The following is a 26,976-nucleotide window of genomic DNA, read 5'->3' as shown; positions in this document are numbered from 1 at the left end:
GCTCAGGCCTCGAGGATGACGGAGCGGGTCAGGTTGCGCGGCTGGTCGGGGTCGAGGCCCTTGGCGACGGCGCGCTCGAGGGCGACGTTGTGCAGGCGCACCAGGTCGGCCATCGGGTCGATCGGGTGCTGCACGAAGCGCGCGCCCGTGGCGAGCACCTGGGCCTCCAGGCCCTCGGGCACCTCGCCGAAGGCCCACGTGATGCGGCCGGGAGCGGCGATCGCGATCGGACCGTGGCGGTACTCCATGGCCGAGTACGACTCGGTCCACGACTGCGACGACTCACGCATCTTCAGCCCGGCCTCGTGCGCCAGACCGATGGTCCAGCCCATGCCGAGGAAGCTGTACTGCTCGGCCTCGCGGAGGGCGGGGTCAGTGGATGCCGCGTCGGACAGCACTCCGGCAGCATCGGCGACCGCCTTGTCGAGCGACTCGCCCAGCGAGGCGCGGAACAGCGCGAGCGCCGTGGTCGCGAATCGGGTCTGCACGACCGACTTCTCGTCGGCGAAGGGCAGGCCGATCACGGTGTCGGCCAGGTCGACGAGCGGCGAGGTGGTGTCGCCGACGACGGCGATCACCGGGGTCTTCCCCTTCACGCGCTCGGTCAGCTCGAGCACCTCGGTGGTCGTGCCGGAGCGGGTCAGCGCGACGATCGCATCGTAGCCGCGGCCGTACGGGAACTCCGAAGCGGTGAAGGCGTCGGTCTCACCGTGCCCGGCGGCCTCGCGAAGAGCGGCATAGGACTGTGCCATGAACCAGCTCGTGCCGCAGCCGACGACGGCGACGCGGGCGCCGGATGCCGGCAGCAGGGCCTGCTCGTCGCGCATCGCGGCCGCGCGGGCCCAGGTCTCGGGCTGGGAGAACAGTTCGGCGCGCATGTGCGCACCGGCGGCGGGGGTCTCGGTCATGTCTGTCTCCTCGAAGGCGATCCGATCACGAATCGGATGCAGTTTTATGATTGTTTGTCACGAATAACGCTCATGTTACGGCATTTCGAGTTGATCCGACAGTCCTACTCGGCGAGCTGCGCCGCGGCCCAGCGCACGCCGAGCGCGGCGCCCAGCGCGAACTGCGCAGCCCCCGCGTAGGGCGCGATCCCTCCGGCGGCGGCGCGCACCGGCACCCGAACAGTGCCGCTGGGCGGCAGCTGGGTCTCGGCCCGCACGAGGTCGAGGAAGTCCTCACCCAGCCCGGCCGCAGACCCGCCGATCACCACCTCGCCCGGATCGAGCATCGCGGTGAGCATCGTGATCACGCGCCCCAGGGCGACCGCGCCGACCGCGAGCCGTTCCGGATCGGCCCCATTCACGAGGGCTTGCACTGCAGCAGCATCCATTCCCTCGGTGAACGCGGGGCCGAGCATCGCCGGCATCGAAGCCGCCGACTCCAGGCATCCGCGCCGCCCGCACGGGCACTCCCGTGCTTCTTCACCGAACACCACCTGCACGTGCCCGATCTCACCGACCCGCGCGTTCGGACCCGGTGCCGGCTCTCCGTCGAGCGTCACCGTGCCACCGATCCCGATGCCGAGGTGCAGGAACAGCCGACGCCCGGTCGACGCACCGCTCGCAATCGTCTCGGCGACAGCCTCGGCGTCGACGTCGTTCACCAGCAGCGCGGGCGCGCCGAGCAGGTCGGTCAGCTCGTCGGCGAGCGGCAGGTCGGCCCACTCCAGCTGCACGCTCTCGAGCACCACCCGCCCGTCGGTCGCGCCGGGCAGCTGCACGGCGGCCGCGAGCAGACGCGGTGCGAAGCGGTTCGCGATCCTGCCGAGCATGGTCCGGATCACGGCGTCGCGATCCGCGGAGGTGTACACGACGCGCTCCTCGTAGACGGACGAGCCGTCCAGAGCGATCAGCGCGGCGTGCGCGTCGGTGTACCGCAGCACCACCACGAGGAACAGGTGATGGCTCGCATCGATCGCCAGCACGGTGGCGCGCTTGCCTCCGGTGCTGGCGGCCTGCCCCACCTCGGCGACGAGGCGCTGATCGATCAGCTCGGCGACGAGGGATGACGCGGTCGCCGCCGTGAGACCGGTGGCGCGGGCGATGCCGGCGCGAGTTTCGCTTCCCGAGTTGTCGAAGACGAGCTGAAGGGCCCGCCGAAGGTTGCTCCGGCGGACGAGGGCCTGACCATCGAGCGCATCCTCGGTGTGCAGCATCCACCGTTCCTTTTCGTGATCCGGCCGGCCCGGTTGACAACGACCGAGCCCGAGCCTACGCTCACACTCGTAAGTTTAGTCGATGAACTAAGTAAATCGACGGACCACCGACCAGCAAGGGAGCACGATGGTCACTGCGACGCACATCCCGGTGCAGGGGGCGCGACGGCACAACCGCGGTGTCGTCCTGCAGGCGCTGCTGCGCGAGACCTCCGCGAGCCGGGCCGACCTCGCCCGCCTGACCGGACTCGCGCGCCCCACCATCACCGAGGTCGTCCGCGACCTGCTCGCCGACGGCGTCGTCATCGAGACGGGCCAGAGCCAGGAGACCCGCGTCGGCAAACCCTCCGTGCTTCTCGAAGTCGACGGCGACGCGGTTCAGACGATCGCCGTCGACCTGACCGCCCCGGAGTGGGTCGTCGGCGCCGTATGCGCGCCCGACGGCCGCATCCTCGTGCGACAGGAGATCGCACGGGAATCCACCTCCGACCTGCCCGCCGCCGTGGCCGCGCTCGTCGCGCGGCTCGCCGCGCAGGCCGGATGCCCGGTGCTCGGCGTCGGGTTCGGGGTGCCGATGAACGCCGCATCGGGGGATGCCGCTGCGTTCATCGGCGCCCTCTCGAAGCACGCCGAGACCGCTCTTCTGCCGGCCTACGCGGCCGCCGAGGCCGACCTCGCCGCCCGCGCGGAAGCCGGCTACGGCGACTCGGAGTTCCTGCTCGTGCGGCTGGGCGAGGTCGTGAGCACGGCGATCGTCACCGGCTACACGGCCGGCACCGACACCGCCCGCGAGCTCGCTCACCTCGACGTGGGCGGCGACACCGGTCGGGACTGCCGCTGCGGCAACTCCGGCTGCGTGCACGCCTGGATCGCCGTACTCGAGGAGCGGATGGATGCCGCGACCGATGACCAGACCCGTGAGGCGCTCCGCGTCGAGGCAGGCGAGCGACTCGGCACCCCGCTGGCCGCGATCGCCTCGGCGCTCGACCTGCCGCAGGTCGTGCTGAGCGGAACGTCGTCGCTGATGGGCCCCGAGCTGTGCGGCGCCGCCGAGTCGGCCCTGACGGCCGCACGCCTGCGCAACGCGCACGTCGAGGTGCGCTGCGGGCAGACCGAGGATGCCGTGCTGCGCGGCGCTGCGGCCCAGGTGCTGGCGGCCGAACTGGCCTGAACAGCGATGAGTGGCGGGAGGGACGAGCCGGCTTCGGTGCCCGCCCCTCCCGGGGTTCACGACGCCGGGATGAACCCGTAGCCGTCGAACACGGCGTAGGTGCCGCTGCGCTTGGTGATCGTCACGGAGTGCGGCCCTGCCGCCAGTTCGTCAGCCGCGAAGATGACGACGTTCGCCTGCCGTGAGCCGGCGTAGGTGTCGACCGAGGCCGGCGCGCCACCGTCGATGCTGACGTCGACGAGGCCCTGATCGCTGTTCTTCTCTCCGTAGAGCCGCAGCGCGGTGCCGGTGAAGGTGATCGTCACGGTCGATCCGTTGTTCTTGGCGAACAGGATGTCGCCGTTCAGGTCGCCGTACGGACGGCCGGTGCCGGCCGACCAGCCCGAGGCTGTGACGCTCGGGTCGGTCTCGTTCACCCGGACCCACGGGTCGGGCTGCCCGACCGTGATGGTGCGCCCGGCGAGCTCGTCGGGCACGATCACCTCGGCGAACGTCGTGCCGACCCGGCGCACATCCAGCTGCTGAGCGCCCGCGTACACCTTTGTGTCGTCGGTCAGACCGCTGATGCCGAGCACGACGCGTCCGTCGGCGGCGCGGTCGGACACGTAGCGCAGCTGCTCGTCGGCGACGGCCGACAGGCCGGCGTATGCGGGCTCGAGCCCGGCATCCGTGAACACCCGCTCGGGAACGTCGGCGAAAGTGGGCTTCTTCGGGATGACGATGTTGTCCTCGGCGGTGACCGCGAGCGCCGGCGGCGAGCAGGCGTACCGGCCGATCTGACCGGAGAACCAGTTGCGCACCGTCCACAGGTAGCCCGCCGGCGAGCATCCGCCCTGCGATGCGCCGGACGTGGCCATCGCGACGTTGCCCTCCCAGCGGATGAACTGCGATCCGGCGTCGTCGTAGTAGGTGTAGTTCGTGTCGGGACGGTCGTTGAACGCGATGTTGCCGGTGGCTCGCATCCCGTTCTCGAGCGTCTTGGCCACGTCGAGCGAGCCGTCCTCCTTGTGGATGTACCGCCCCTGGTGGCTCTCCAGGTAGATCGCGCCGCCGTCACGCAGGTACTGCATGTAGTTGTAGATCAGGTTGTTGCTGATGTTGTTGCGGGCGTTGGCGTTCTGGTTGTTCTCCGGATTGTCGGCATCCGTCGCGTGACCCTGCACGATGCCGCCGGTGATGCCGGTGTACGGAGTGTCGAACACCTCGTTGTGCACCAGGTTCAGGTCCTGCCCGAACAGCAGGGTCACGCCCGGGGCGGCCTTGTAGTCCAGCCCGACGGAGTGGATCACGTTGTTGCGCACCGTGGTGTCGCGCACGATCTCGTTCTCGCCGATCTCGTCGCCGGCGACCAGGTCGGGGTCAGGAGTGCAGTTCTGCTTGATGCCGTCGTGCGTCGTCGCATCCCACGGCTGCGGATCGAACGTGCAGCCCAGGTAAAGGCCCGTGCTGGAGGTGTCGGTGATGTGATTGCCCTCGATCAGGGTCCCCGCAGCGCCGTAGCGGACGCTCAGCCCCGCGCCGCCCAGCGCCTTGAAGGTGTTGCCGACGAAGGCGACGTCGCGGCTGCCCGAGACGTCGACGTTGCCGAGGGGCTGGGTCAGTGCGCCGTAGGGGCAGGTGCCCGGAGTGGGGGTGACGGTGCACTTGCCCTGGTTCGGCGCACCGGTGATGTGCAGGTTGGACTGCACCTCGGCGAAGCCGGTGCGCGAGGGCGAGAGCCAGGTGGCGTAGGAGAACTGCAGTCCCTCGAAGCGGATGTCGTGCACCGGATCGGCGAGGGAGCCCGCCACGGTCATCACGCGTTCGAGGTGCGGCAGGGTGATGTCGAGGTCGTCGATGTCGACGCTCTCGGCGGGCTGGTAGTACAGCTTCCCGGCATCCGAGTCGAGATACCACTCCCCCGCGGACAGCAATGCGGGGTGGTTCTGCACGCTCGTCGGGATGGTCGAGGTCGACATGTTGGGCAGGCCGCCGCTCTCGATCGGCGCGCGGGCCGGCCGCTTGGTCATGCCGTCCCAGCAGGTGGGCAGCATGGTGACGGTGGCGGCGGCGTCATCGACGGACAGTCCCTCGACCAGGCAGCGGGACTGGGTCCAGGCTCCGGTCTTCCCGTCGTAGACGAACTCCAGGCCGGCAGGGTCGCCGAGACCGGCGAGCCAGGACTTCGCCTTCGCGTCGGTGACCGAGTACCCGGTGGAGCCGCCCTTCCAGCCGGCGGTGAATCCGAGCTCGGCCGTGGTGGCCTGCGCGATCGGGGCCCATTCCCCGTCGACGTAGAGCTGCCGGGACTCGCTGCCGGCGGGCACGTCCGCGACCCAGACGCCGTCACGGTCGGCGGCCCGTTGCCACCCGGTGATGCGCGACCCGCCGGAGACGACGACGGTTCCGGGCTTCTGCGCGCGCCACACGGTCGGTGCGCCGGCGGTGCCGGAGTCCTTCGCGGTGAGCGCGAGTGTGTCCGCGAGATCATAGCGACCGGGCGTCAGGGTGACGGTGACGGCCTTGCCCGCGCCGAGCATGATGCGCTCTCTGGCCTGCGCCTGCGGCAACGCGCATGGGGCCGCCGCAGTGCATCCCATGCCCCGTCCGTCCGGTGCGGCGAAGAGTTCGATCCCGCTGCCTGCCGAGGCCGGTGCGGCCGAGATCAGCGCACCGGCGGCGACCGCGATGGCGACAAGTGCGGCTCGCACGGCTCGCACCCTTGAGTTCGGATGTCTGATGCCCATTGCTGCTCCTTTGCATGCGCGATGTCGCTGAAAAGCGGGGATCGCCGGCTCGTCTCATTCTGATAGATCCGATGTTTAGGCGCAAGAGTTTGTGCAAAGGTGATCGGATCTCATTTCGAGGGCATCGACATGTATCATCACCTCTCTTGCCCGCTCCTGGTCGGTATGGCCACAATGAGCATCATGAGCGATGCCGTACCCGAAGGCACCGCCGAACAGCCGCCTGCACCGAGCAGGTGGCAGTTGGCGGCGCAGCATTTCCGCGCCTGGCAGGACGGCGAGACGCGGGCGATGGACGACCTGGTGCGGTTGATGACCCCCGTGCTCTGGCACGTCGTGCGCGCGTACGGCATCGAGCGCACCCTCGCCGAGGACGTCGTGCAGACCACCTGGTTGCGCCTCGTGCGCGGTCATGAATCCATCCAGGACCCCGCCGCGGTGTCGGCCTGGCTGACCGTGACCGCCCGCCGCGAGGCCTGGCGGGTCAGCAAGCATGAGAACAGGGCGGATGCCAAGGAGGACATCGACCTCGAGCCGCTGCTGCCCACCGCGGCGTCCGCCGAGGATGAGGCGGCCGAATCGGACGGCGCGGCCCGGCTGTGGGCGGCGGTGCAGCGCCTCGACGAGCGCTGCCGCAGGCTGATCCGGGTGGTCGCGTTCGAGCAGCGACCGGACTACAGAGGACTGGCCGAAGACCTGGGCATGCCGATCGGCAGCATCGGCCCCACCCGGTCGCGCTGTCTGGGCAAACTGCGCACGCTGCTGGGCGGCACGATCGACGGACAGGTCGCGACATGAGCGGGGGCGACATGAGCACCGACGACGAGCTGATGGCGGCATTGCGCACCATGTGGCAGGTGACCGATCCCGTCCCGGACGACCTGATCGAGCGGATGGTTGCGGCCGTCGCATCCGACGACCTGTCCCGGGAGTACGCGCTGCTCACGCTGGTGGAGGATGCCACTGCGGCCGTGCGCAGCGATGCCGAGACGCTGATCCTGCAGTTCAGCGACGGACGGGTGTCCGTGCTGCTGCACATCTCGAAGTCCGGAAAGGGCAGTCGCCGGGTGGACGGCTGGGTGGATGCCGCGGCCAGCGAGATAGTGCTGGAGCAGGGCACCCGGTCCTGGACCACCGAGCCCGGCGAGCACGGTCGCTTCGCGTTCACCGATGTGCCGCCCGGTCTGTGCCGTGTGCGCCTGACCGTGCCTGACGAGGAGGGCGGTCGCGGATTCGCGACCCCGCAGTTCGAGGCATAGCGGGACTGCCCGCGCACGCGGGAGGGGAGACGTCGTCGCAGGGGTGCGGCGGCGAGGGATGCCGCTCCGGCGGCTCTGAATGGGAGGACAGACGATGGAGCAACCCCCGGGATGGACATGGCAGGATCGCGCGGAGGGCTCGATTCCGCGCGGCACGGCGCTGGATCCGAGCGTCGATCCGATCGAGGGCGTTCGGGCGTACCCGACCGCGTACCTGCCGGACCGGATGCTGGTGACCAGGCTTCTGGACGATGAGGACCACGGCGCCTATGACCGCGACATGAAGACGATCTCCGAGGCGGCGGAGTCGTTCGGGTGGCGGGCCCGGTTCGGTCCGGTGGATGCCGCCGTGGCCGGGGCGAATGCGCCGGATGCCGACGCCGCTCCGGCCGGCTCGGCGCGAGAGCTCGCCCCGGGTGTGCCCGGCCTGATCCGGGTGCTGCTGACAACCCCCGATGAGGCGGGCCGTGGCGAGTCGCCGGCCCCGCCGGACGCGTGGCGGGTGCTGCAGCGGGCGCGCCGCATCACCCGGTCGCCGATGCCCAGGGTGGGACTCGAGCATGTGCTGTCGGTCGACCCGGTGGGGCTCAATCCGTTCACCCAGACGAACCCGTTCACGCAGACGAACCCGTTCACCCAGACGAACCCGCTGCGAGGAGCAGGTCCGGTGGGCACGGACGACTACCTGCAGCCGGGACGCGGCGCACGGCAGCCGGTGGCCTGGATCGGCGCGGAGCCGATCCGCGGCGAGGAGCCGAAGCGCGGACGGCGGCCGGTCGTCGCCGTGCTCGACACCGGATGCGGCGAGCACCCGTGGCTGCCGCACGACATCGTCACCCGCGGCGCCGAGCTCGATGGCGTGCCGATCGGTCTCACCGGCCACGACGACCCGGAGATCTACCCCGACCTGTACGGGCAGCTCGACGGTGAGATCGACGCGGTGGCCGGGCACGGCACGTTCATCGCGGGCCTGATCCGGCAGACCGCTCCCGATGCCGACATCCTGGCGATCCGAGTGGCCGGCTCTCTGGGTGTCGTCGACGAGACCGCTTTCGTCAGGGCGCTGTCCGACGTGATCGAGCTGAAGCGGCGATACCTGCGGGATCCGGGCACGGGTCACGCGATCGACGTGATCAGCCTGTCGCTCGGGTACTACCACGAGACTCCAGTCGACGGTCAGTTCTCGCTCACGCTCTACGGACTGCTGCGCTCGGCGCGCGAACTGGGCATCGTCGTCGTGTGCTCGGCGGGCAACGACGCGATCGACCGGCCCTCGTTCCCGGCGTCGCTGTGGGCCTGGGACGGCGCCGACAACGGCATCCTGCCCGACCACTTCGCTCCGCTGGTGTCCGTCGGCGCTCTGAACCCCTCGGGCCGCTCAGTGGCGCTGTTCTCGAACGTGGGGCCGTGGGTGCGGGTCTACGCACCCGGAGCACTGGTGGTCAGCACGACACCGCCGTTCACCGGCGGGATGCAGCCCACCACCCGGTCGGACTTCGATCGCCTGCCTCGTGAGACCGTCGACCCCGACGACTACCGCGGCGGGTTCTCGGTGTGGAGCGGCACGTCGTTCGCGGCACCGTTCGTCGCCGGACGGATCGCGGCCGCGCTGGGGCCGGTGCTCGCCAAGGGCAGCGCACCCACCCGGAAGGCGCTGCACAAGGCGGTGGACGAGGTGCTGAAGGCGCTGCCGGACCCGGTGCGCTGACCGCACGGATCGGCGGCGGGAGTGACAGCCCGCTCCCGCCGCCGATCCCCGGAGGTGGCGTTCGCCCGCGGATCGGGACATGCTGAGGGGATGCGTCTGGGTGCGGCCGAACTCCATCGGCGGGGAGTGGATGAGGCGAATCGCCGACGCTTCGCCGCGGCCACGCGCTCGTTGACGACCGCGACCGCGCGCACCGACGATCCCGACCTGCGCGCGCGCATCGCCGGCACGCGAGCCTACGTGCTCGGACAGACCGGCCAGCCGGATGCCGCCGAGCGGATGTGCCGCGACGCCCTCGCCGGAACCGGGCTGAGCGACGGCACGCGGGCTGTGCTCGCCGGCCAGTTGGGCGTGCTGCTGATGCATGCCGGTCAGGCGGACGAGGCGGAGCGCTGGCTGACCGACGCGGTGGACGGCCTGGCCGACTCTCCTGGTGAACGTGCCTCCTGCCTGGTCAACCGATCGGTCGGAAGGATGCAGCGGCACGACCTCGATGGCGCCACCGCAGATCTCGAGGCGGCCGTGGTGCTCTACCGCGAGCTGGACAAGACGATGGCGAGTGCCGAGACGCAGCACAACCTCGGCTACGCCGCGCTGCTCCGGGGCGACCTGGTCACAGCTTTGGCCCTGATGACCCGCTCCCGGCCGGTCTTCGTGGAGACCAGCGAACTCAGCACCGCGATCGCCGACCTCGATCGCGCCGAAGTGCTGAGAGAGGCCGGACTCACCGCCGAGGCCGAGGAGCTGCTCGCCGAGGTCGCGGTGCGGTTCGGCGCGCAGCGGATGCGGCAGGCACGCGGCGAGGCCGAATTCCAGCTCGCCCGCTCGCAGCTGCATCACGACCCCGCGGCCGCACGGCGCACGGCGGCGCAGGCGCGGCGCCGGTTCGAGGCACTGCACAGCGAGGGATGGGCCGCACGCGCGGCATCCGTCGAACTGGAGGCGCGCCGGCTCTCCGGCCGTCCGCCGTCCGCCGGCGAATACGACGAGACCGCGCGCCGACTGCGCGCGGTCGGCCTGGACAGCGAAGCCGCGGCCACGGCCCTCGGGGCGCGTCTCGCCGATCCGACCCGGCGTCCGCCGCGGATCAGCCCGCGCGCCCCCACGCCCGTGCGACTGCGCGCCTACGAGGTGCGCGCCGCGCACGCGCTCGGCGCCGGGCGCCGCGCCGACGCGCGACGTCTGGCCACGGAGGGACTGGACCTCTTCACCGCCTGGCAGGGATCGTTCGGAGCGCTCGACCTGCAGGCATCCGTCACCATGCACGGCACGGGTCTGCTGGCCGCCGGCCTCGCCGCGGCGGCCGACGTGGACGACCCCGCCGTGCTCTTCGACTGGGGCGAGCGCGCCCGGCGGATCGGCCTGCAGGTGGTTCCGGTCCGTCCGCCGCACGACGCGGATGCGGCATCCGATCTCGCAGAGCTGCGGATGCTGCGCGCCGACCTCGCCGGTGCCGACTGGCTGTCCGATCCGCGCGTGCGCGCCGTTCGCGACCGCATTCGCGAAAGGCAGTGGAGCACGACGACCGGTGCCGGCGCCCGGCAGCAGGTGGCCCTCGAAGAGCTGCGCCGAGGACTCGACGAGGACGTCGCGGTGCTCACCTGGGTATACACGGGTGATGCGCTTCGGGCCGTGGTCGCGACCCGGACGGATGCGACGATCGTGCGGCTAGCCTGGTACCGCGTGCAGCCCCTGCTCGACGGCATGAGGGCCGATCTCGACGCCGCAGCCCTCGCTCATGGATCCCGCATGGCCGCGGTGGTCGAACGCTCCCTCGCGGATCGGATGTCGCGGCTCGACGATGAACTGCTGCAGCCGCTGCTCGCGCGGGCGCCACAGGCCCGCAGGCTCGTCCTCAGCGTGCCCGGCATCCTCACCGGTGTGCCATGGGCACTGCTGCCGGGTCTCGCCGGGCGGCCTTTCACCCTCGCGACCTCGGCCACCCGCTGGCGCGAGGCGGCACCGCGTCCACTGCTTCGCGCCAGCGTGGTCGCCGGCCCCCGCGTCGCGCGCGCCGCTGACGAAGCGGACGCTGTTGCACGCGCCCACGGCGCGATCCGGGTACTCACCGGCGAGGAGGCCACGGTCGAAGCCGCCGCAGCCGCAGCGGGTGAGGTCGACCTGCTGCACGTGGCAGCGCACGGACGCCACAGCGCCGACAACCCGATGTTCTCCGGCCTCGAACTGGCCGACGGCACCCTGTTCGGCTATGACGTCGATCTGATCGAGACGGTGCCCGACACCGTTGTGCTCTCGGCGTGCGAGCTGGGCCGGTCGACCGTGCGCTGGCGCGAAGAGGCGGTCGGTATGACCAGGGTGTGGCTGCACGCCGGCTCGCGATGCGTGATCGCGTCGCCCGTGCTGGTCCCCGACGAGGCCGCGGCAGCTCTGCTCCCCGCCGTGCACGCGCGGATCGCCGCCGGCCTCGCGCCGGCAGTCGCGCTGTCGGATGCGGCGGAGGACACCGGCATCCGGGTGCCGCTGCATGCCCACGGAAACGGATTCTGAGAAATCTTCCGCGTCCGTGTATCAGCCGACAGGGTGCGGTCTCTTCTGTCTGCGGGAGGTGTTCTCATCGATTCGCCGATTCTGGGGAGAGCGACGGATCAACGAGGAACAGCCGACAGGGGACCGGGCGCTGGGGAGTCCGGGCGGGGAGGCACCGACCACTCCGGGGCGCCGCGAGCCGACGCGGCGCCCCGGTAGGGGGGGTCAGCGACCTTCAGCTGCCTCGGTGTGGTGCCGGATGACCTCGGCGACCACGAAGTTGAACCACTTCTCGGCGAACTCGGGATCCAGGTGCGCCTCCTCGGCGAGCGCGCGCAGGCGCGCGACCTGCTGTTCCTCGCGGCCGGGATCGGATGCCGGCATCTCGTGCTCGGCCTTCAGATGACCCACCTGCTGCGTGGCGCGGAACCGTTCGGCGAGCATGAAGATCAGTGCGGCGTCGATGTTGTCGATGCTGGCTCGCAGGCGCAGCAGCTCGGTACGGGCGGCTTCGGCGTCAGACATGAGGCTCCTCGATCGGCGACACTACGACGATAGCCCGAACCGGCCCACGCCCTAGAGTGTGACCATGAGTTCTGACGAGAGCGCGCAGATCCCGGCTGAGGGCAACGGATACGCGGAGAAGACGCCTGCCGAGACGGCGGCATCCGCGAAGCCGGCGGCCACCGCGAAGCCGAGCAGAGCCGAGCGTGCCGCGGCGGCGAAGGCCGCGGAGGCGGCGGCCACAGAGCGCCACGCGTACCCCAACCCCGTCGTGATCGAGCCGATGACCCCGAGCCGGTCGTTCTGGACCCGCATCGACAAGCCGTTCGTGTTCGGCATCCTGGTCACCCTCGGCGCGCTGACCGCGCTGCTGTTCGGCCTGATGCTCGCCAACCTCGCCACCGTGCTGATCTACATCGCGCTGGCGGCGTTCGGCGCGCTCGGTCTCGACCCGGCGGTGCGGATGCTGGAGCGACGAGGCATGCCGCGCGGCTGGGGCGTGCTCACCGTCATCCTCACCCTGCTCGCCCTCATCGTGCTGGTGCTCTGGCTGATCGTGCCGGTCATCGTGAAGCAGATCACGCTGTTCATCACGTCGATCCCCGGCATCATCCGCGACTTCCAGACCACCGAGCTCTACGCATCGCTGCAGAAGCAGTTCGGCGACCAGGTCGGCGAATGGGTCAAGCAGATTCAGGCCTTCCTCACCGATCCCGGCACCGTGCTCTCGATCGGCGGCGGCGCCCTGCAGGTCGGCACCTCGATCGCGACCGGCATCTCGGGCATGATCATCGTGCTGGTGCTCATGCTCTACTTCGTCGCGGGCCTCCCGAGCATCAAGACCTCGATGCTGCGTCTGGCCCCGGCGCGTGACCGTGCACGTGCCGCCGACATCACCGACCAGATCACCGACTCGGTCGGTGGATACATCATGGGCATGGTCGTCCTCGCGTTCGCGAACTCCATGGTGACCCTGGCGCTGTTCTTCTTCCTCGGCCTGCCGTTCCCGCCGCTGATGGCGGCGATCTCGTTCCTGTTCACGCTGATCCCGCTGATCGGATCGGTGCTGTTCTGGATCGTGGGCTCGGTGATCGCCCTGTTCAGCAACCCGCTGATGGCTCTGGTGTTCGCGGCCTGCTACCTGGTGTACATGCAGATCGAGGCGTACTACCTCACGCCCAAGGTGATGAACCGGGCAGTCGCGGTGCCCGGCGCCCTCGTCGTCATCGGCGCGATGGCGGGCGGCACGCTGCTCGGACTGCTCGGCGCGCTGGTCGCAGTGCCCGTGACGGCATCCATCCTCATCATCATCAAGCAGATCTGGATCCCCCGGCAGGACGCCCGGGAATGATCCGCTGACACGCGAAGGCGGCCGGTCCCAATAGGGGCCGGCCGCCTTCGTCTGCGATGAGGGCGTCGCGAGTCGTCAGCCGGCCAGGCCCTGGGCCGACAGCCAGGCCTTCGCGATCGCGGGCGCCTCCTGCTTGTCGACGGTGGACTGCACGTTCAGGCCGATCAGCTCGTCGACGGTCAGCTTCGCGCTCACGGCGTCGATCGTCTTCGCGATCTTGTCGGCGATGTCCTTGCTGGCGATCGGGACCACGTTCGACGACAGGATCATGTTCTTCGGGTCCTTCAGCGCCACGATCTTCTCGGTCTTGAACGCCGGGTCGGCGCTGTAGATGTCGGCGACGTCGATCTTTCCGGCCAGCAGCGACTCGAGCGTCGTCGGTCCGGTGGCGGAGAACGCCAGGTCGACGCCGTAGTCAGCCTTCGCCGCCGCGGGCCCGTAGGGGCGCTGCTCGAACTCGGGCGCCGCACCGATCGTGAGCTTCTTGTCGGCCTTCGCCAGGTCTCCGATCTCGACCAGACCGTACTTGTCGGCGGTTGCTTTGGTCACCGTGTAGGTGTCCTGGTCGGTCGCCTGCGCGTAGTCGAGGGCGACCAGCCCGCTCGGCAGCGCGTCCTTCAGCGCCGCGTAGACCTCGTCGGGGCCGGTGGCCTTGGCGCTCTTGTCGAGGTACTCCAGCAGGTTGCCGGTGTACTCCGGGAACAGGTTGATCTGACCCGATTCGACCTCGGGCATGTATGCGTCGCGCTGCCCGATGTTGAACTGGCGCTTCACCGTGAAGCCGTCGTTCTCGAGTGCCTGCGCGTAGATCTCGGCGATGATCGTGTTCGAGTAGTACGCCTGGGACCCGACGACGATCGTCTCGGCGGTGCCGCCGGATGCGGCGGGCTCCTTGCTGGGTTCGTCGAGCGGGTTGCTGCCGCAGCCGGCGAGCGCCAGCGCGGCGAGCGCGGCGATCGCCGTGGCGGCGATGGTGCGGGTGGTGCGTCCGGTGAACATGATGTTCCTCTCTGACGGTGGTTTCGTTTACAGGTTCAGGTGGCGGATGCCGCGACCCGTGCGCTCTCGCGCGAGGTCGCGGGCCGAAGCCCAGACGGGACGGATGCCCGCTGCACGAGCGCGAGCAGGAGGTCGGCGAGCAGTGCGAGGACGGCGACGAGGATGGCGCCGGCGAGGACCATGTCGAAGCGGTGCAGGGGGATGCCCTGGATGATCGGAGCCCCCAGTCCGCCGAGTCCGATGTAGGCGGCGATCGTCACCGTGGCGATGATCTGCAGCACCGCCGAGCGCAGGCCGGCGATCAGCAGCGGCATGCCGAGCGGCACCTCGACCTTCCAGAGCAGCTGCCAGCGGGTCATCCCGAACGCGCGGGCGGCATCGATCACCTGCCGATCGATCGCCTCGAAGCCGGTGTACGCCCCGGCGAGCAGCGGCGGGATGCCGAGCAGCACGAAGGTGATCACTGCGGCCTCCGGCTGATGCAGCACTCCGAGGAGCAGCACCAGCAGGATCATCAGGCCGAACGAGGGCAGCGCCCGCGCGGCGCCCGCGAACGCCACAGCGACCTCGCGCCCCTTGCCGGTGTGCCCGATCGCCCAGCCGATCGGCACGGCGATCAGCACCGCGACCAGAACCGAGACTCCGGTGTATGCGAGGTGCTGGCCGAGCATGGCCGGGATGGAGTTCGGGCCCTGCCACTGCGCGGGCGCGAACAGCCACGCGAAGGCCTCGGCGAAGACGTTCATCTGCGCTCCCCCTTCGTCAGTGCGAGGGCGCCGGGGTCGATCGGCGCCGGGTCGTCGGCGGGGTCGATGACGGGTGCTGCACGATTCGCAGCTTCCGTGTCGCTGCCCCGCCCACCGCGCCGTCGCGAGCCGAGCCGCGTCCACGGCATGAGCATCCTGCCCAGCAGCACCAGCAGCACGTCGACGATCAGTGCGATCACGAGCACGGCCACGACGCCGGCGAGCACCTCTTCGATCAGTCGGCGCTGCAGACCGTCGGTGAACAACAGGCCCAGGTTGGTCACGCCGATCAGGATGCCGACGGTCGCGAGCGAGATCGTGCTGACCGCGGCGACCCTGAGCCCGGCGAGGATGACGGGACCGGCGAGCGGGAACTCCACGGTCAGGAATCGGCGCATCGGGCCGTAGCCGAGCGCTGTCGCCGACTCGCGCACCATCGGATCGACGGAGTCGAGGCCGTCTGCGACCGCGCGCACCAGGATCGCGATCGCGTAGATCGTCAGGGCGATCACCAGGTTGAGCTCGCTGATCGCCGAGTAGCCGAACACCGCCGGGAGCAGCATGAACAGGGCGAGTGAGGGGATCGTGTAGAGCAGCCCGGTGGCGACGATGATCCAGCCGCGCAGGCGCGTGTACCGCCAGGCGACCCAGCCGAGCGGCACCGACAGCACGAACCCGATCACGATGGCGATCACGCTCTGGCGCAGGTGCACGACGGAGAGATCGAGGATCATCCCGATGTTGTCGACGATCCAGTCCACGTCAGCCGCCTTCGACCACCGGTGCTGCGGCATCCGGGATGATCGATCCCTGGGTGCGCCCGAACTCGTCGACGACGACCGTTCCGCGCGGCGTCTGCTTCAACCGCAGCGCGCGCTTGCCGCGGTCGCCGCCGATGAATGCGGTGACGAAGTCGTCGGCCGGGTTCTCGATGATCTCGCTGGGCGTGCCGCGCTGCACGATGCGCGCGCCCACGTCGAGGATGACGACCTGGTCGCCGAGCAGGAACGCCTCGTCGATGTCGTGCGTGACGAACACGACCGTCTTGCCGAGCTCGCGCTGCAGGCGCAGCAGCTCCTGCTGCAGATCCGCGCGCACGATCGGGTCGACGGCGCCGAACGGCTCGTCCATGAGCAGGATGTTGGGATCGGCGGCGAGCGCGCGGGCGACCCCGACGCGCTGCTGCTGCCCGCCGGACAGCTGGGCGGGGTAGCGGCCGGCGAGCGACTGCGCCAGGCCGACCGTGTCGAGCAGCTCGCGCGCCCTGGCGTGCGCCTCGGTGCGGCCGACGCCGGTGATGCGCAGCACGGTCGAGACGTTGTCGATCACGGTGAAGTGCGGCATCAGGCCGGAGTTCTGCAGCACGTACCCGATGCGACGGCGCAGGGCGACGGGGTCGCCGGTGAGCACGCTCTCGCCGTCGATCTGCACATCACCCGAACTGGGCTCGACCATGCGATTGATCATGCGCAGCAGCGTGGTCTTGCCGCAGCCGGACGACCCGACGAACACGGTGGTCTTGCGGGCAGGGATCTGCAGACTGAAGTCCCGCACGGCGGAGGTGCCGTCGGGGAAGGTCTTCGAAACCGATCGGAACTCGATCATGGGCGGCCCCTAGGAGCGCACCTCCACCTCGGGGCTGAAGGCGACGTAGCCCGAGAAGTCGGTGCCCACCTTCTCTAGTGCCGACGAGTGCGGCTCGGGGTAGCTCCAGGCGAGGTCCTCGTGCTTCTCGTCGTCGACGATCACCGAGTAGTACTGACGGACGCCGTTCTCGGGGGAGGTGTGCGGCGTGGGGCTCTCGACGAGCGCCGCCGGGTGCACGGTGGAGGGCGGAAAGTAGTAGTTGCCCTCGATCTGCACCACCTCGGACTCGTCGGCTTCGGCGAGCACGGTTCCTGCGAACACTGCCTTCATCAGGCCTCCTCCGGGATCTGCTCCGAGCCTAGAGTCTGCCGCCGACATCCGGCCCGGTTTCCCACGGAACCGTGAGAAACGCGCCATCCGTTGCCCCGGCATCCGGCGGCGCGGATACTTTGTGCATGGCCATCCGGGAGACCCCGGTCATCGACTGGACCGGGCGTTTCGACTCCCTCATCGCGAACGAGGCCTCCCTCGACGCGCGAGAGCTGGACGAACTCGGTCAGGCGGCCTGGTTCACCGGCCGTGACGACGTCTGCGAGCGCGCCTGGGAGCGCGCCCTGGTGCGCTTCCTCGACGACGGATCGGGCCCCGACGCCGTGCGGTGCGCGTTCTGGCTCGGATTCACGCTCGGCGAGCACGGGGATGCGGTGAAGGCCAGGGGCTGGATGGCGCGCCTGTTCGACCTCTGCGAGCGCTTCGCCGGCGACGCGCGGGCGGACGCCTTCGCCGCGCTGTGCCGGGCGCAGTCGGTCTACCTGCGGGGCGAGACTGCGGAATCAGCCGCTCTGTACCGCACGGCCGGTCGGAGCGCCGCCGGCGTCGATCCCGACGTGGAGGTGCTCGCCGTGATGGGCGAGGGCCGGGCGCTCATGCAGACCGGACGCATCGATGAGGGCGTCTCCTGCATGGACCGGGTCATGCTGCTGATCGGTACGGGACATGTCAGCGACCGGGGCGCGGGCCCGGCGTACTGCGCGGTGATCGCGAGTCTGCTCGCCCGCGGTGACATCGAGCGGGCCAGGGTGTGGACCAGGGACCTGGGCGACTGGTGCGACGCTCAGCGAGGGCTCGAGCCGTTCCGCGGGGAGTGCACCCTGCACACGGCCACCGTGATGCAGTTCGGCGGCGAGTGGGCCGCCGCCCTGGACGCGGCAGACGGCGTCTGCCGAACGGAGGAGCGGAAGGACACCCTCGGCAACGCCTGGTACCGGCTCGGCGAGCTGCACCGGGTCGCCGGCCGGGCGGAACCTGCCCGTGACGCCTACCGCCGGGCCGCCGCCCTCGGCCGCGAGGTGCAGCCGGGACTCGCACTCGTGCACCGCGATGCGGGCGAGCTCGAGACCGCGTGGGCGGGACTCGATCGCGCCCGCGGGGCGGCGCGGGAACCGGCGGTGCGCGCCGAGCTGCTCGCGGCCGCCGTGCTCGTCGCGCTGGACCGTCGCAGGCAGGCGGATGCGGCGGCTGCCGCCGACGAGCTGCGGTCGCTGGCCGCGGGCGGTGACCTGCTCTACCTGCGGGCGCTCGCCTCGCACGCCGACGGTCTCGTCGCCCTCGCGGCGGGAGCGGATGCGCAGACTCCGCTGCGCGCGGCATGGGCGGCGTGGCGGCGACTGGATGCCCCCTACGAGGCCGCGCTGGCCCGCATGGCGCTCGGCCGCGCCGCTCGCGATGCCGGCGACGAGGAGGGCGCGCAGCTCGAGTTCGACGCTGCCCGCACGGTGCTGGACGCCCTCGGCGCGATCCCCGACCTGGCCCGGCTGGAGCGGATCGCCGCGGCCGCCGGCAGCACCGCTCCTGTTCGCGGCCTGAGCCCGCGGGAACGTGAAGTGCTCGACCTCGTCGCGCACGGGTGGTCGAACCGGCGCATCGCCGAACGTCTCTTCCTCAGCGAGCGCACGGTCGCACGTCACGTCGGCAACATCCTCGCGAAGCTCGGCGTGCCGAGCCGCTCCGCGGCGACGGCCTACGCGTTCGAGCACGGCCTGGTCTCCCCCTCCTGACCCGATTGGTCATTTCTGCCGATGCCGGCCGGATGCCGCGTGCGTAGCGTCAGCGGAAAGGAGGAGATCATGTCCACCACAACGCTCGATCTGGCCATCATCGGAGCCGGCGCTGCCGGCCTGCACGCCGCTGCCCTCGCTCACGAACGCGGCATCGCCTTCGAGGTGTACGACGACCATCCGCGCGTCGGAGACAGCTGGCGGGAGCGCTACCGGTCGCTGCGCCTGTTCACGCCGCGACGCTGGGCGAAGCTGCCTGGGATGCCGCTCGACATCGGCTTCTTCGACTATCCGACCGGCGCCCAGCTCGCCGACTACCTGGAGCGGTACGCGGCAGCATCCGACCTGCCGGTGCGCACATCGACGCGCGTCACCCGGCTGACGAACGACAGCGGGGGCTTCTGCCTCGCGCTGTCCGACGGTCGGGAGGTCACTGCCGCCCGCGTGATCGTCGCGGCGGGAGCCCACCATCGGCCCATCACGCCGCCGTTCGCGACGGACCTGGATCCGAGCATCCGGCAGCTGCACTCCCTCGACTATCGGGGGCCGGAGGACCTCGCCGACGGACCGGTGCTGGTGGTCGGCGCGGCGAACTCGGGAACGGACATCGCCCTGGAGGCCGCCGCGGCGGGGCACCCGACGACTGTCGCCGGACGCAACCCCGGGCAGGTCCCCGGACGCATCGACACCCCGATCGGCAACCTCATCTCGAGCATCTTCATCCGCCGGCTGCGAAACACCACGATCGACACGGAGAAGGGCAGGCGGTTCATGCAGGAGCATCAGGGCCACGGTGTGAACCTGGTGCGCAACCACGAGTCGGACCTCGAACGGAAGGGCGTGCGACGAGTCGGACGGGTCGCCGGGGCGTCGGAGGGTCGACCCGTTCTCGAGGACGGCTCGGTGCTGGACCCTGCGACCGTCGTGTGGTGCACCGGATCGCTGCCGGTGCTGGAGTGGCTGGAGATTCCCGCCGCATTCGGCCCGAACGGCCGGCCGGCACACGCGCGCGGCATGGTGACGGCCGTGCCGGGCCTCGCGTTCGTCGGACTGCCGTTCCAGTACTCGGCGGCATCGCCCACCCTGATGGGGATGGGCCGAGACGCCGCCTACGTCATGGATCGGCTGTTCGCCGCGCAGCCCGCCGCCCTCGCGGCGGCGTGACGCTGGTCCGCGATACGGATCGGGGAATGTCGCGTCGCGGATGCGGGCGCGGTGCGCCCGGCGGTCAGCGCACCAGCACGAAACAGGTCGGCGCGGGAGCTGGAGCGGTGTGCCGGATGTCGCGCGGAGCGCCCGTGCGCTCGTCGAGATCGAGCACCGAGACCGTGTCGGACCGCTGCCCTGCGACCAGCAGCGCGCCCTCGTGCACGAGGTGGTGCCGAGGCCAGTCCACTCCCGAATCGGCGAGCGCGAGCGGCTCGACGATCTCACCACCGCCGCGCACGCGGAGAGCGGCGATCGTGTTGCTGCCGCGCAGCGCCGTGTAGAGCGTCTCACCGTCGCGCGATCGCGCGAGCTCGGCCGGGTAGTCGTGACCGGGCGTCGCGATCGCCGAGACGACCACTCCCGACACGAGACCCCAGCGGCCCTCGCGGTCGGCGGCCAGCGTGAACACCTCGCAGGAGTACTCGGTCACCACGTGCAGATGGCCGCTGGGGTGCGCGACCATGTGCCGCGGGCCCGAGCCGCGTGGCAGCACGACCTCGTGATCGAGCTGCAGCCCCGTCGCACCCGGTCGCCAGATGCGCACCAGGTCGAAGCCGAGGTCCGTCGTCGCGATCCGCCCGTCGCGCAGGAACACCGCGGCGTGCGCATGCGAGACCCGCGGATCGGTGCCGGTGGGGGTCGGGTACGGGTCGGATGCCTGCCCCGGCTCGGCCCCGGGAGTGTGAGGGTCATCTCCGAACAGCGCCGCCCGCAGCGCTGCGGCCTTGTCCGCGGCATCGGGAACCAGACGTCCCTCGGCGTCCAGCCCGATGCGCACCACCTTGCCGTCGCCGTAGCAGCTGGCGACGAGGTACCGGCCGTCGGGCGAGACGGCCAGGTGGCAGACGGCGGAGCCGGCGGGCACCGGCGCGCCCAGCGGGCGCAGCGCCGACTCCCCGGAGCGCACGAAGGCCGCGACCTCGCCGGATCCCTCCAGCGCCGCGTACACGACGTCGAGAGACGGATGCTGCGCCAGCCACGACGGCGACCCCGCCGGCGCGACCGTGCCGCGGTAGGCCAGGGTCGTCTGCGGGCGCGCCTCGTCGCCCGCGAGCAGGCCGATGCCTGCGGCATCCCCGTCCATGTCGGGGCCGTAGCCGCCGAGCCAGAACCGCGTCATGCGGTCATCCTCTCTGTCGCCGAGCGCACCGCTCGTCGCCGAGTGCACCGGTCACGCATGTGGGCGACCGGCGCACTCGTCGCGCGGAGCTCAGTCGAGCAGGTCGTGGCGGACGATGACCTCGTCGCGCTCCGGGCCGACGCCGATCACCGAGATGCGCGTGTTGCTCATCTTCTCGAGCGCCAGCACGTAGTCCTGCGCGTTCTGCGGCAGATCCTCGAACCGGCGAGCGGTGGAGATGTCTTCCTTCCAGCCCGGGAAGCTCTGGTAGATCGGCTTCGCGTGGTGGAAATCGGTCTGGTTCACCGGCACGTCGTCGAAGCGGACACCGTCCACGTCGTAGGCGACGCAGACCGGGATCTGATCCAGGCCGGTGAGCACGTCGAGCTTGGTGAGAACCAGGTCGGTGATGCCGTTCACGCGCGTCGCGTATCGGGTGATCGGCGCGTCGTACCAGCCGGTGCGGCGCAGACGACCGGTGGTCGTGCCGTACTCGAAGCCCGTCTTGCGCAGCCACTCGCCCATCTCGTCGTTGAGCTCGGTCGGGAACGGACCGGAGCCGACGCGGGTCGTGTACGCCTTGACGATGCCGACGATGCGATCGAGGCTGTTCGGCCCCACACCCGAACCGGCGGCCGCACCCGCGGCCGTCGCGGTCGACGAGGTCACGAACGGGTAGGTGCCGTGGTCGACGTCGAGCATGGTGGCCTGACCGCCCTCGAACACCACGACCTCGCCCCGACCGAGGGCCTCGGCGATCAGGTGGCCGGTGTCGGCGACCATCGGACGCAGCCGCTCGGCGTAGCCCAGCAGCTCGTCGACGATCTCGTCGCAGGTGATGGCGCGGCGGTTGAAGACCTTCACCAGCAGGTGGTTCTTCTGGTCGAGGGCGCCCTCGACCTTCTGCCGCAGGATGTTCTCGTCGAAGAGGTCCTGCACGCGGATGCCGACACGGTTGATCTTGTCGGCGTAGGCCGGGCCGATGCCGCGGCCGGTGGTGCCGATGTTGCGCTTGCCGAGGAAGCGCTCGGTGACCTTGTCGAGGGTGCGGTGGTACTGCGTGATGAGATGCGCGTTCGCGCTGACCTTGAGCTTCGAGACGTCGACACCACGGGCCGAGAGCGCCTCGAGCTCGCTGAAGAGCACTTCGAGGTCGACGACCACGCCGTTTCCGATCACGGGCGTCACACCCGGAGTCAGGATGCCGGAGGGCAGCAGGTGCAGGGCGTACTTCTCGTCGCCGACGACGACGGTGTGACCGGCGTTGTTGCCGCCGTTGAACTTCACCACCCAGTCGGTGCGCTCGCCGAGCAGGTCAGTCGCCTTGCCCTTGCCCTCATCGCCCCACTGGACGCCGACGATTACTAGTCCTGGCATGGGTGGACCCCCTGGATTTCGCTGTTCGCCGGGCTTGCACCGGCCGATGAGCTGGCCCTGAGCGGGCTTTTCCATCCTACCGGGCGGGCCCCGCGCTACAGTTTCGCCATGACGACATGGTGGCCGTGGGCCCGACTGGCCGCCGCCGCGCTGACCGCGGCCGCCATCATCGCGCAGCTGATCCGCACCGTCGAGCGTGCGCTCGCGGCATCCGATCCCTGGGCCGCCCACCTGTCCACCGTGATCTGGAACTTCTTCAGCTTCTTCACGATCCTGTCGAACGTCGGCGCGGTTGTCGCGCTGACGATCGCCGCCGTGTGGATGCTGCGCCACGCGGCCGGATCCGTGCCGCGATGGCTGGCCACGCTGCTGCTGTGCGTCTCGACCTACATGATCGTGACCGGCATCGTCTACAACGTCCTGCTGCGCGGCATCGCCCTGGATCAGGGGTCGACGGTGTGGTGGTCGAACGAGGTTCTGCACGTGATCACGCCGCTGTTCCTGCTCGCCGACGTGCTGTTCGCACCGCGCCCACGGGCACTGCCGTGGTCGTCGCTGTGGATCGTGGCCGCGTTCCCGATCGTGTGGGTCGTCTACACGCTGCTCCGCGCGAACTTCATCACCGCGCCCGCCACAGGGGATCCGTGGTGGTACCCGTATCCGTTCCTGAACCCGCACCACGTGCCCGGCGGCTACCTCGGCGTGGCCGGCTACGTCGTCGGCATCGCGATCGCGATCATCATCGTCGCGGCCGGAGTGCTGTGGATCGGGCGGCGGCGCGCGGCATCCGTCGTACCGGCCGTCGAGGATGCCGCGCTCACCGGTCGGTGAGCATGCTGCGGGTCAGCCCCAGCTCGCCGAGCGCCGCGTCGGCCTGCTCCCGTCTCATGTCGAGCGATTCGCCGATCTCGGCTGCCAGCCGGGGCCGGGCTCGCACCAGGGCGTCCACGGTCTCGAGCGGCACGGTCAGGACCGTGAGCATGCCCGCGGCCGTGGTGACCGCCTGACTGCGCTGTCGGGTCAGGGCGGTGTGGCCGATCAGGTCGCCGCGCTCGGCGCCGGCGAAGTCCAGCCGGCTGCCCTGCACCTCAAGCGAGAGGGTCACCCTGCCCTCCACGATGAACTGCACCTCATCGGGCACGACACCGCTGCCCAGCACGGTCTCGCCGGCGCCGTACCGCTGCAGTCGTGACGTCGTGCGCAGCAGGTCGCGGTCCTCGTCGGCGAGGTGCAGCATCGGCGCGAGGTCTTCGATCGCGGCATCCAGTCGCGCCGGCTCGGCGATCGGATCGGTCGAATCGCCGTCGAGCGCGAGCCCGCGCCGGCGCGCGGCGTACCAGAGCCAGGAGAGGTACACGGTGAGCGCTCGCGAGGCGTCGGCGGGGGATGCCACGGGGATCGACACCGAGTACGCCCCCTTGCCCGAGTACTCCACCGACACCCGTTCGCGCTGCAGCCGCAGCGGCAGCCCCTCGGCCACGTCGACCAGCAGCGCGACCACCTCGTGCGGCGGGTCGTCCGTTGTGAACGACACGTCGGCGGTCGCCGCGAAGGGTCCCTCCGGCTCGCTCAGGTTGGTGAACGAAGCCCCGGACAGCGTGGAGTTCGGCACGATCTGGATGCCGGAGCCGGTGTCGATGTGCACAGCACGCCAGTTCACCTCGGTGACCCGGCCCCTCGCGCCGCCGGTGTCGAGGTGGTCGCCGATCTTGAAGGGCTGCTCGAACAGCAGCAGCAGGCCCGAGATCACACCGCCGACGGCGTTCTGCAGGGCCAGGCCGATGACGATGGAGGTCACCCCGAGCGCCGCGAAGAGCCCGCCGACGTCAGCATCCCACACCCACGCGAACAGGATCGCAAGGCCCACCACGACGAGCACCAGGCGCGCGATCTCGATGAAGATCGTCGGGATGCGCTTGCGCCATGAACCCTCCGAGGCGTTCGCGAACAGCACGACGTTGAACGCGGACAGCACCAGCAGGATCAGCAGGAAACCGAACACGGTGGCGACCACGCGCACCCAGACCTGATCGGCGGGCGACCGGATCGCGAACACGAGCAGCGCCAGCAGCGCCCCGGCGGGGATGACCCAGTTGCGCAGAATCGCGACCGGGCCGGCGAGCGGGCTGTTGCGCCGGCGCAGGGCCCCGAGCAGTTCGGTGATGCCGACGAGCAGGATGGGGAAGCCGATCGCGATCCCGATCACCCACCACGCCCAGCCGTCGGCGAACGCCTCAGCCATGTCAGGCCACCTTCCACACGGTCTCGGGCCGGCCCTTGACGTCGACCGTGCCGGCCTCGACGTAGGAGAACAGCTCCTGCGTGCGGTCGCGCACATCCTGGCTGACGTAGATGCCCGGCTCGCCGGTCACCGAACGCACCCGGTAGGCGAGGTTCACCGCGTCACCCCAGAGGTCGTAGGCGAGCGTGGTCCTCGCGACGAGACCGCTGGTCACCGTTCCGGTGTCCACACCGACCCGCAGCGCGACCTCCGCCCCGTTCTGGGCGTTGAACCGCTCGATCACGCCGAGCAGACTGCGTGCGAACTCCACCGAGCGCCGCACGTTGTCGACGCGCGGCACGATCAGACCGGAGGATGCCAGGTACCCCTCGTGCAGGGTGCGCACCTTCTCGACGCCTGCCTTCTCGGCGGCCTCGTCGAACCCGCGCATGAGCACGTTCAGCTGGGCGACCTCGTCCTCCGGCGAGAGGTCGGTGGCATATTCGTCGAATCCGACGAGCTCGGCGAACACCACCGACACGTTGTCGTGCGCCTCGGAGATCGCCTCTTCGCCGTTGCGGTACTTCGCCGCGACACTCTCCGGCATGAGGGTGTGCATGAGCTTCTCGTTCTCGGAGCGCTGCTCGTCGATCAGCTGCTGCTTGATCCGCAGGCTGGAGGCCATGTCGTTGAAGGCGCTGCCGAGGTCGCCGAACTCGTCGCGCGACCCCTGCGGCACCTGCACGTCGAGGTCGCCCTCGGCCACTCTGTTGACTGCCCCCACGAGCCTGTGCACGGGCCTGGTGAACACCTGGGCGAGCAGCAGCGAGAGCAGGGCCACCGCGAGCATGATGCCCAGCAGCCAGATCAGCACCGTGCGGGTGAAGTCCGCGGTCGGCGCGAACGCCTCATCGGCGTCGATGCGTGCGATCACGACCCAGTCCAGGTCGGGGACATCGAGCGGTCCGTAGCTGACGACCGTGTCGCCGCTGAGATAGCCGGGGCCGACGAGGGTGCCCTCCTTGCCACGCTGTGCTCTCTCCACACTCTCGGCCTTCGCCGGCTGCAGCAGGACCGTGCCGCCGACTTCGACGACTCGCTTGGCCGTCCGCGGCGGGGTGCCTGCGTCGATCACCTTCTGGGCGTACTCCTTCGGGTGCTGGACGAGCGCGCGCGAGTTGCTGCGCATCAGGTCGTCCCTACCGACGAGGTACACCTCACCGGTGTCGCCGAGCCCCTGTCCCTTCCAGTTCTCATCGCCTGTCATGACGTCGTTCACGAACGACAGCGGCAGCTGCATGGCGAGCACGCCGGTGATGCCGGAGTCGTTGCCGATCGGGGACAGCACCCACATGGTGGGGATGTCGAGCGAGGGGATCCAGCGCTCGAAGTCGGTCAGCTCCGTGGTGTTGACCGAGTTCGTGGCGACCGCCTTGCGGTAGGCGCCGGCCAGCGCGCTCTCCTCGTAGGGGCCGTCGTTGAGGTTGGTGCCGAGGTCGACGCCCTTGTACGCCGAGAACACGACGTCGCCGTCCAGGTTCAGCAGCAGCACGTCCTCATAGCCGGCCTGCTCGACGAGGCGCGCGAAGTAGTCGCCGTACCGCTCGGCTGCGGCCGAGTACGCCGTGCCGTCGCCGGCGTCGTTCGCGCGGAGGACCTGGTCGTAGTCCTTGTCGAAGTCCTCGTTCTTGAGGGAGTAGTGGGCCTGCAGCCACCTGCCGGCGTTCGATGAGGGGATGAAGGCGGCGTCGCCGTACTCGTCGGTGGAGCGCTTCTCCAGCTCAGGGATGAAGACGTCTCGGTGATAGGCCTCGAGCGCGTCGGCCTGGGCGGCGTCGAGCTCCCGGCCCTGCAGATCGTCGAAGCCCGCGTTGATCGCCTTCGAGGCGTTCTGCGCGCTGAGGTTGCGGGAGTTCAGCGCGGCGCTGCGCTTGGCATCCTCGATCGCGGTGACCATCTCGTAGCTGCGCATCTCGCGGATGGTGGTGAGCTGGTCGATCGCCGATTCATGCAGCGATTGCCGGCCGTTGATGAATCCCACGGCGCCGACGATCACCGACGACACCAGGCTCACCCCCAGCAGCATGATGAGCAGCTTCGACTGGATGCTGAGTCCGCCGCGCCTCCTGCGCTTCGTCCTCGCCCGTTCCTCCGTCACCTGGGTAGCGTCGGCCACCGTGATCCCCCCGTCCGAGGGGTCGTCACGATCACCCCCCGATCATGACGCTATCGGTATACCGAAACCGAGGGGAAGAGCGAGATCGAGTTCCGGCGGCCGGATGCCGCTCCCGCA

General features: G+C 70.2%; 22 protein-coding genes. 9 read left to right on the top strand and 13 right to left on the bottom strand.

The genetic code is table 11. The features are described from left to right. Nucleotides 1–2 precede the first annotated feature (2 nt). Together ACFVDO_RS13970 and ACFVDO_RS13965 are read right to left on the bottom strand one after the other, a co-directional pair. Nucleotides 3–908, bottom strand: a complete 906-nt coding sequence (locus tag ACFVDO_RS13970; RefSeq protein ID WP_378856212.1) for an SIS domain-containing protein — start codon at nt 906–908, stop codon at nt 3–5. Between the two features lie 104 nt (nt 909–1,012). Beyond that, on the bottom strand, nt 1,013–2,161 hold the full coding sequence (locus ACFVDO_RS13965) for an ROK family protein (RefSeq protein ID WP_378856210.1): 1,149 nt from the start codon (nt 2,159–2,161) through the stop codon (nt 1,013–1,015). Between the two features lie 127 nt (nt 2,162–2,288). Between ACFVDO_RS13965 and ACFVDO_RS13960 the strand changes: the two genes are divergently transcribed. After that, a complete protein-coding gene (locus ACFVDO_RS13960) occupies nt 2,289–3,332 on the top strand; it encodes a winged helix-turn-helix transcriptional regulator (protein ID WP_378856208.1) in 1,044 nt (347 codons plus the stop codon). Nucleotides 3,333–3,388: 56 nt separating this feature from the next. Here the strand turns inward: ACFVDO_RS13960 and ACFVDO_RS13955 are convergent, their stop codons facing one another. Continuing rightward, nucleotides 3,389–6,022: a hypothetical protein gene (locus ACFVDO_RS13955; protein ID WP_378856206.1), complete on the bottom strand. Its 2,634-nt coding sequence runs from the start codon at nt 6,020–6,022 to the stop codon at nt 3,389–3,391. Between the two features lie 219 nt (nt 6,023–6,241). Between ACFVDO_RS13955 and ACFVDO_RS13950 the strand changes: the two genes are divergently transcribed. The 4 genes from ACFVDO_RS13950 to ACFVDO_RS13935 all read left to right on the top strand — a co-directional run bounded on the left by ACFVDO_RS13950 (nt 6,242) and on the right by ACFVDO_RS13935 (nt 11,533). Next, complete coding sequence (locus ACFVDO_RS13950) at nt 6,242–6,856, top strand: RNA polymerase sigma factor (protein ID WP_378856204.1); 615 nt, start codon at nt 6,242–6,244, stop codon at nt 6,854–6,856. An 11-nt stretch (nt 6,857–6,867) separates the two neighbouring features. After that, nucleotides 6,868–7,317 (top strand): hypothetical protein, encoded by a 450-nt coding sequence (locus ACFVDO_RS13945; RefSeq protein ID WP_378856202.1) that lies wholly within the window; start codon nt 6,868–6,870, stop codon nt 7,315–7,317. Between the two features lie 94 nt (nt 7,318–7,411). Then, complete coding sequence (locus ACFVDO_RS13940; protein ID WP_378856200.1) at nt 7,412–9,025, top strand: S8 family serine peptidase; 1,614 nt, start codon at nt 7,412–7,414, stop codon at nt 9,023–9,025. Between the two features lie 90 nt (nt 9,026–9,115). Next, nucleotides 9,116–11,533, top strand: a complete 2,418-nt coding sequence (locus ACFVDO_RS13935; protein ID WP_378856198.1) for a CHAT domain-containing protein — start codon at nt 9,116–9,118, stop codon at nt 11,531–11,533. A 204-nt stretch (nt 11,534–11,737) separates the two neighbouring features. Here the strand turns inward: ACFVDO_RS13935 and ACFVDO_RS13930 are convergent, their stop codons facing one another. Beyond that, nucleotides 11,738–12,037 carry a chorismate mutase gene (locus ACFVDO_RS13930; RefSeq protein ID WP_378856196.1) on the bottom strand — a complete coding sequence of 100 codons (300 nt, stop codon included), beginning with the start codon at nt 12,035–12,037 and terminating at the stop codon, nt 11,738–11,740. 64 nt (nt 12,038–12,101) lie between these two features. On the opposite strand from ACFVDO_RS13930, the gene ACFVDO_RS13925 reads away from it, so the two are divergent. Continuing rightward, a complete protein-coding gene (locus ACFVDO_RS13925; protein WP_378856194.1) occupies nt 12,102–13,367 on the top strand; it encodes an AI-2E family transporter in 1,266 nt (421 codons plus the stop codon). 75 nt (nt 13,368–13,442) lie between these two features. Here the strand turns inward: ACFVDO_RS13925 and ACFVDO_RS13920 are convergent, their stop codons facing one another. From ACFVDO_RS13920 to ACFVDO_RS13900, 5 genes are read right to left on the bottom strand one after another with little or no spacing between them, the layout of a single operon-like run. Beyond that, complete coding sequence (locus ACFVDO_RS13920; protein ID WP_378856192.1) at nt 13,443–14,366, bottom strand: ABC transporter substrate-binding protein; 924 nt, start codon at nt 14,364–14,366, stop codon at nt 13,443–13,445. 35 nt (nt 14,367–14,401) lie between these two features. Beyond that, a complete protein-coding gene (locus tag ACFVDO_RS13915) occupies nt 14,402–15,112 on the bottom strand; it encodes an ABC transporter permease (RefSeq protein WP_378856190.1) in 711 nt (236 codons plus the stop codon). Beyond that, entirely contained in the window at nt 15,109–15,873 is a 765-nt protein-coding gene (locus ACFVDO_RS13910; protein ID WP_378856188.1) for an ABC transporter permease, read from the bottom strand. The genes ACFVDO_RS13915 and ACFVDO_RS13910 overlap by 4 nt, the downstream gene beginning before the upstream one ends. A 1-nt stretch (nt 15,874) precedes the next feature. Continuing rightward, nucleotides 15,875–16,717: an ABC transporter ATP-binding protein gene (locus tag ACFVDO_RS13905; RefSeq protein ID WP_378856186.1), complete on the bottom strand. Its 843-nt coding sequence runs from the start codon at nt 16,715–16,717 to the stop codon at nt 15,875–15,877. 9 nt (nt 16,718–16,726) lie between these two features. Continuing rightward, the gene (locus ACFVDO_RS13900) at nt 16,727–17,029 is read right to left on the bottom strand and encodes a DUF427 domain-containing protein (protein WP_378856184.1); all 303 of its coding nucleotides are present in this window, start codon (nt 17,027–17,029) and stop codon (nt 16,727–16,729) included. Nucleotides 17,030–17,154: 125 nt separating this feature from the next. On the opposite strand from ACFVDO_RS13900, the gene ACFVDO_RS13895 reads away from it, so the two are divergent. Together ACFVDO_RS13895 and ACFVDO_RS13890 are read left to right on the top strand one after the other, a co-directional pair. Then, a complete protein-coding gene (locus tag ACFVDO_RS13895) occupies nt 17,155–18,756 on the top strand; it encodes a LuxR C-terminal-related transcriptional regulator (protein WP_378856182.1) in 1,602 nt (533 codons plus the stop codon). Between the two features lie 69 nt (nt 18,757–18,825). Next, nucleotides 18,826–19,920 carry a flavin-containing monooxygenase gene (locus ACFVDO_RS13890; RefSeq protein ID WP_378856180.1) on the top strand — a complete coding sequence of 365 codons (1,095 nt, stop codon included), beginning with the start codon at nt 18,826–18,828 and terminating at the stop codon, nt 19,918–19,920. A 64-nt stretch (nt 19,921–19,984) separates the two neighbouring features. Here the strand turns inward: ACFVDO_RS13890 and ACFVDO_RS13885 are convergent, their stop codons facing one another. Both ACFVDO_RS13885 and ACFVDO_RS13880 read right to left on the bottom strand, forming a co-directional pair. Then, the gene (locus ACFVDO_RS13885; RefSeq protein ID WP_378856178.1) at nt 19,985–21,085 is read right to left on the bottom strand and encodes a lactonase family protein; all 1,101 of its coding nucleotides are present in this window, start codon (nt 21,083–21,085) and stop codon (nt 19,985–19,987) included. A gap of 90 nt (nt 21,086–21,175) precedes the next feature. Further along, nucleotides 21,176–22,462 carry an adenylosuccinate synthase gene (locus ACFVDO_RS13880; protein ID WP_378856176.1) on the bottom strand — a complete coding sequence of 429 codons (1,287 nt, stop codon included), beginning with the start codon at nt 22,460–22,462 and terminating at the stop codon, nt 21,176–21,178. 108 nt (nt 22,463–22,570) lie between these two features. Here ACFVDO_RS13880 and ACFVDO_RS13875 point away from each other — a divergent pair, with 108 nt between their 5' ends. Then, nucleotides 22,571–23,293 carry a Pr6Pr family membrane protein gene (locus ACFVDO_RS13875; RefSeq protein ID WP_378856174.1) on the top strand — a complete coding sequence of 241 codons (723 nt, stop codon included), beginning with the start codon at nt 22,571–22,573 and terminating at the stop codon, nt 23,291–23,293. On the opposite strand, the gene ACFVDO_RS13870 is transcribed toward ACFVDO_RS13875, so the two are convergent. Together ACFVDO_RS13870 and ACFVDO_RS13865 are read right to left on the bottom strand one after the other, a co-directional pair. Further along, on the bottom strand, nt 23,280–24,704 hold the full coding sequence (locus tag ACFVDO_RS13870) for a mechanosensitive ion channel domain-containing protein (RefSeq protein ID WP_378856172.1): 1,425 nt from the start codon (nt 24,702–24,704) through the stop codon (nt 23,280–23,282). The genes ACFVDO_RS13875 and ACFVDO_RS13870 overlap by 14 nt on opposite strands. A gap of 1 nt (nt 24,705) precedes the next feature. Continuing rightward, entirely contained in the window at nt 24,706–26,859 is a 2,154-nt protein-coding gene (locus ACFVDO_RS13865; RefSeq protein WP_378886868.1) for an adenylate/guanylate cyclase domain-containing protein, read from the bottom strand. Nucleotides 26,860–26,976: the final 117 nt, after the last annotated feature.

Origin of the sequence: Microbacterium sp. NPDC057741 (assembly GCF_042798735.1) — a bacterium.
Classification (GTDB): domain Bacteria; phylum Actinomycetota; class Actinomycetes; order Actinomycetales; family Microbacteriaceae; genus Microbacterium.
Note: the sequence above shows the minus strand (reverse complement) of the source record. Positions and strands in the feature narration are given on the sequence as shown.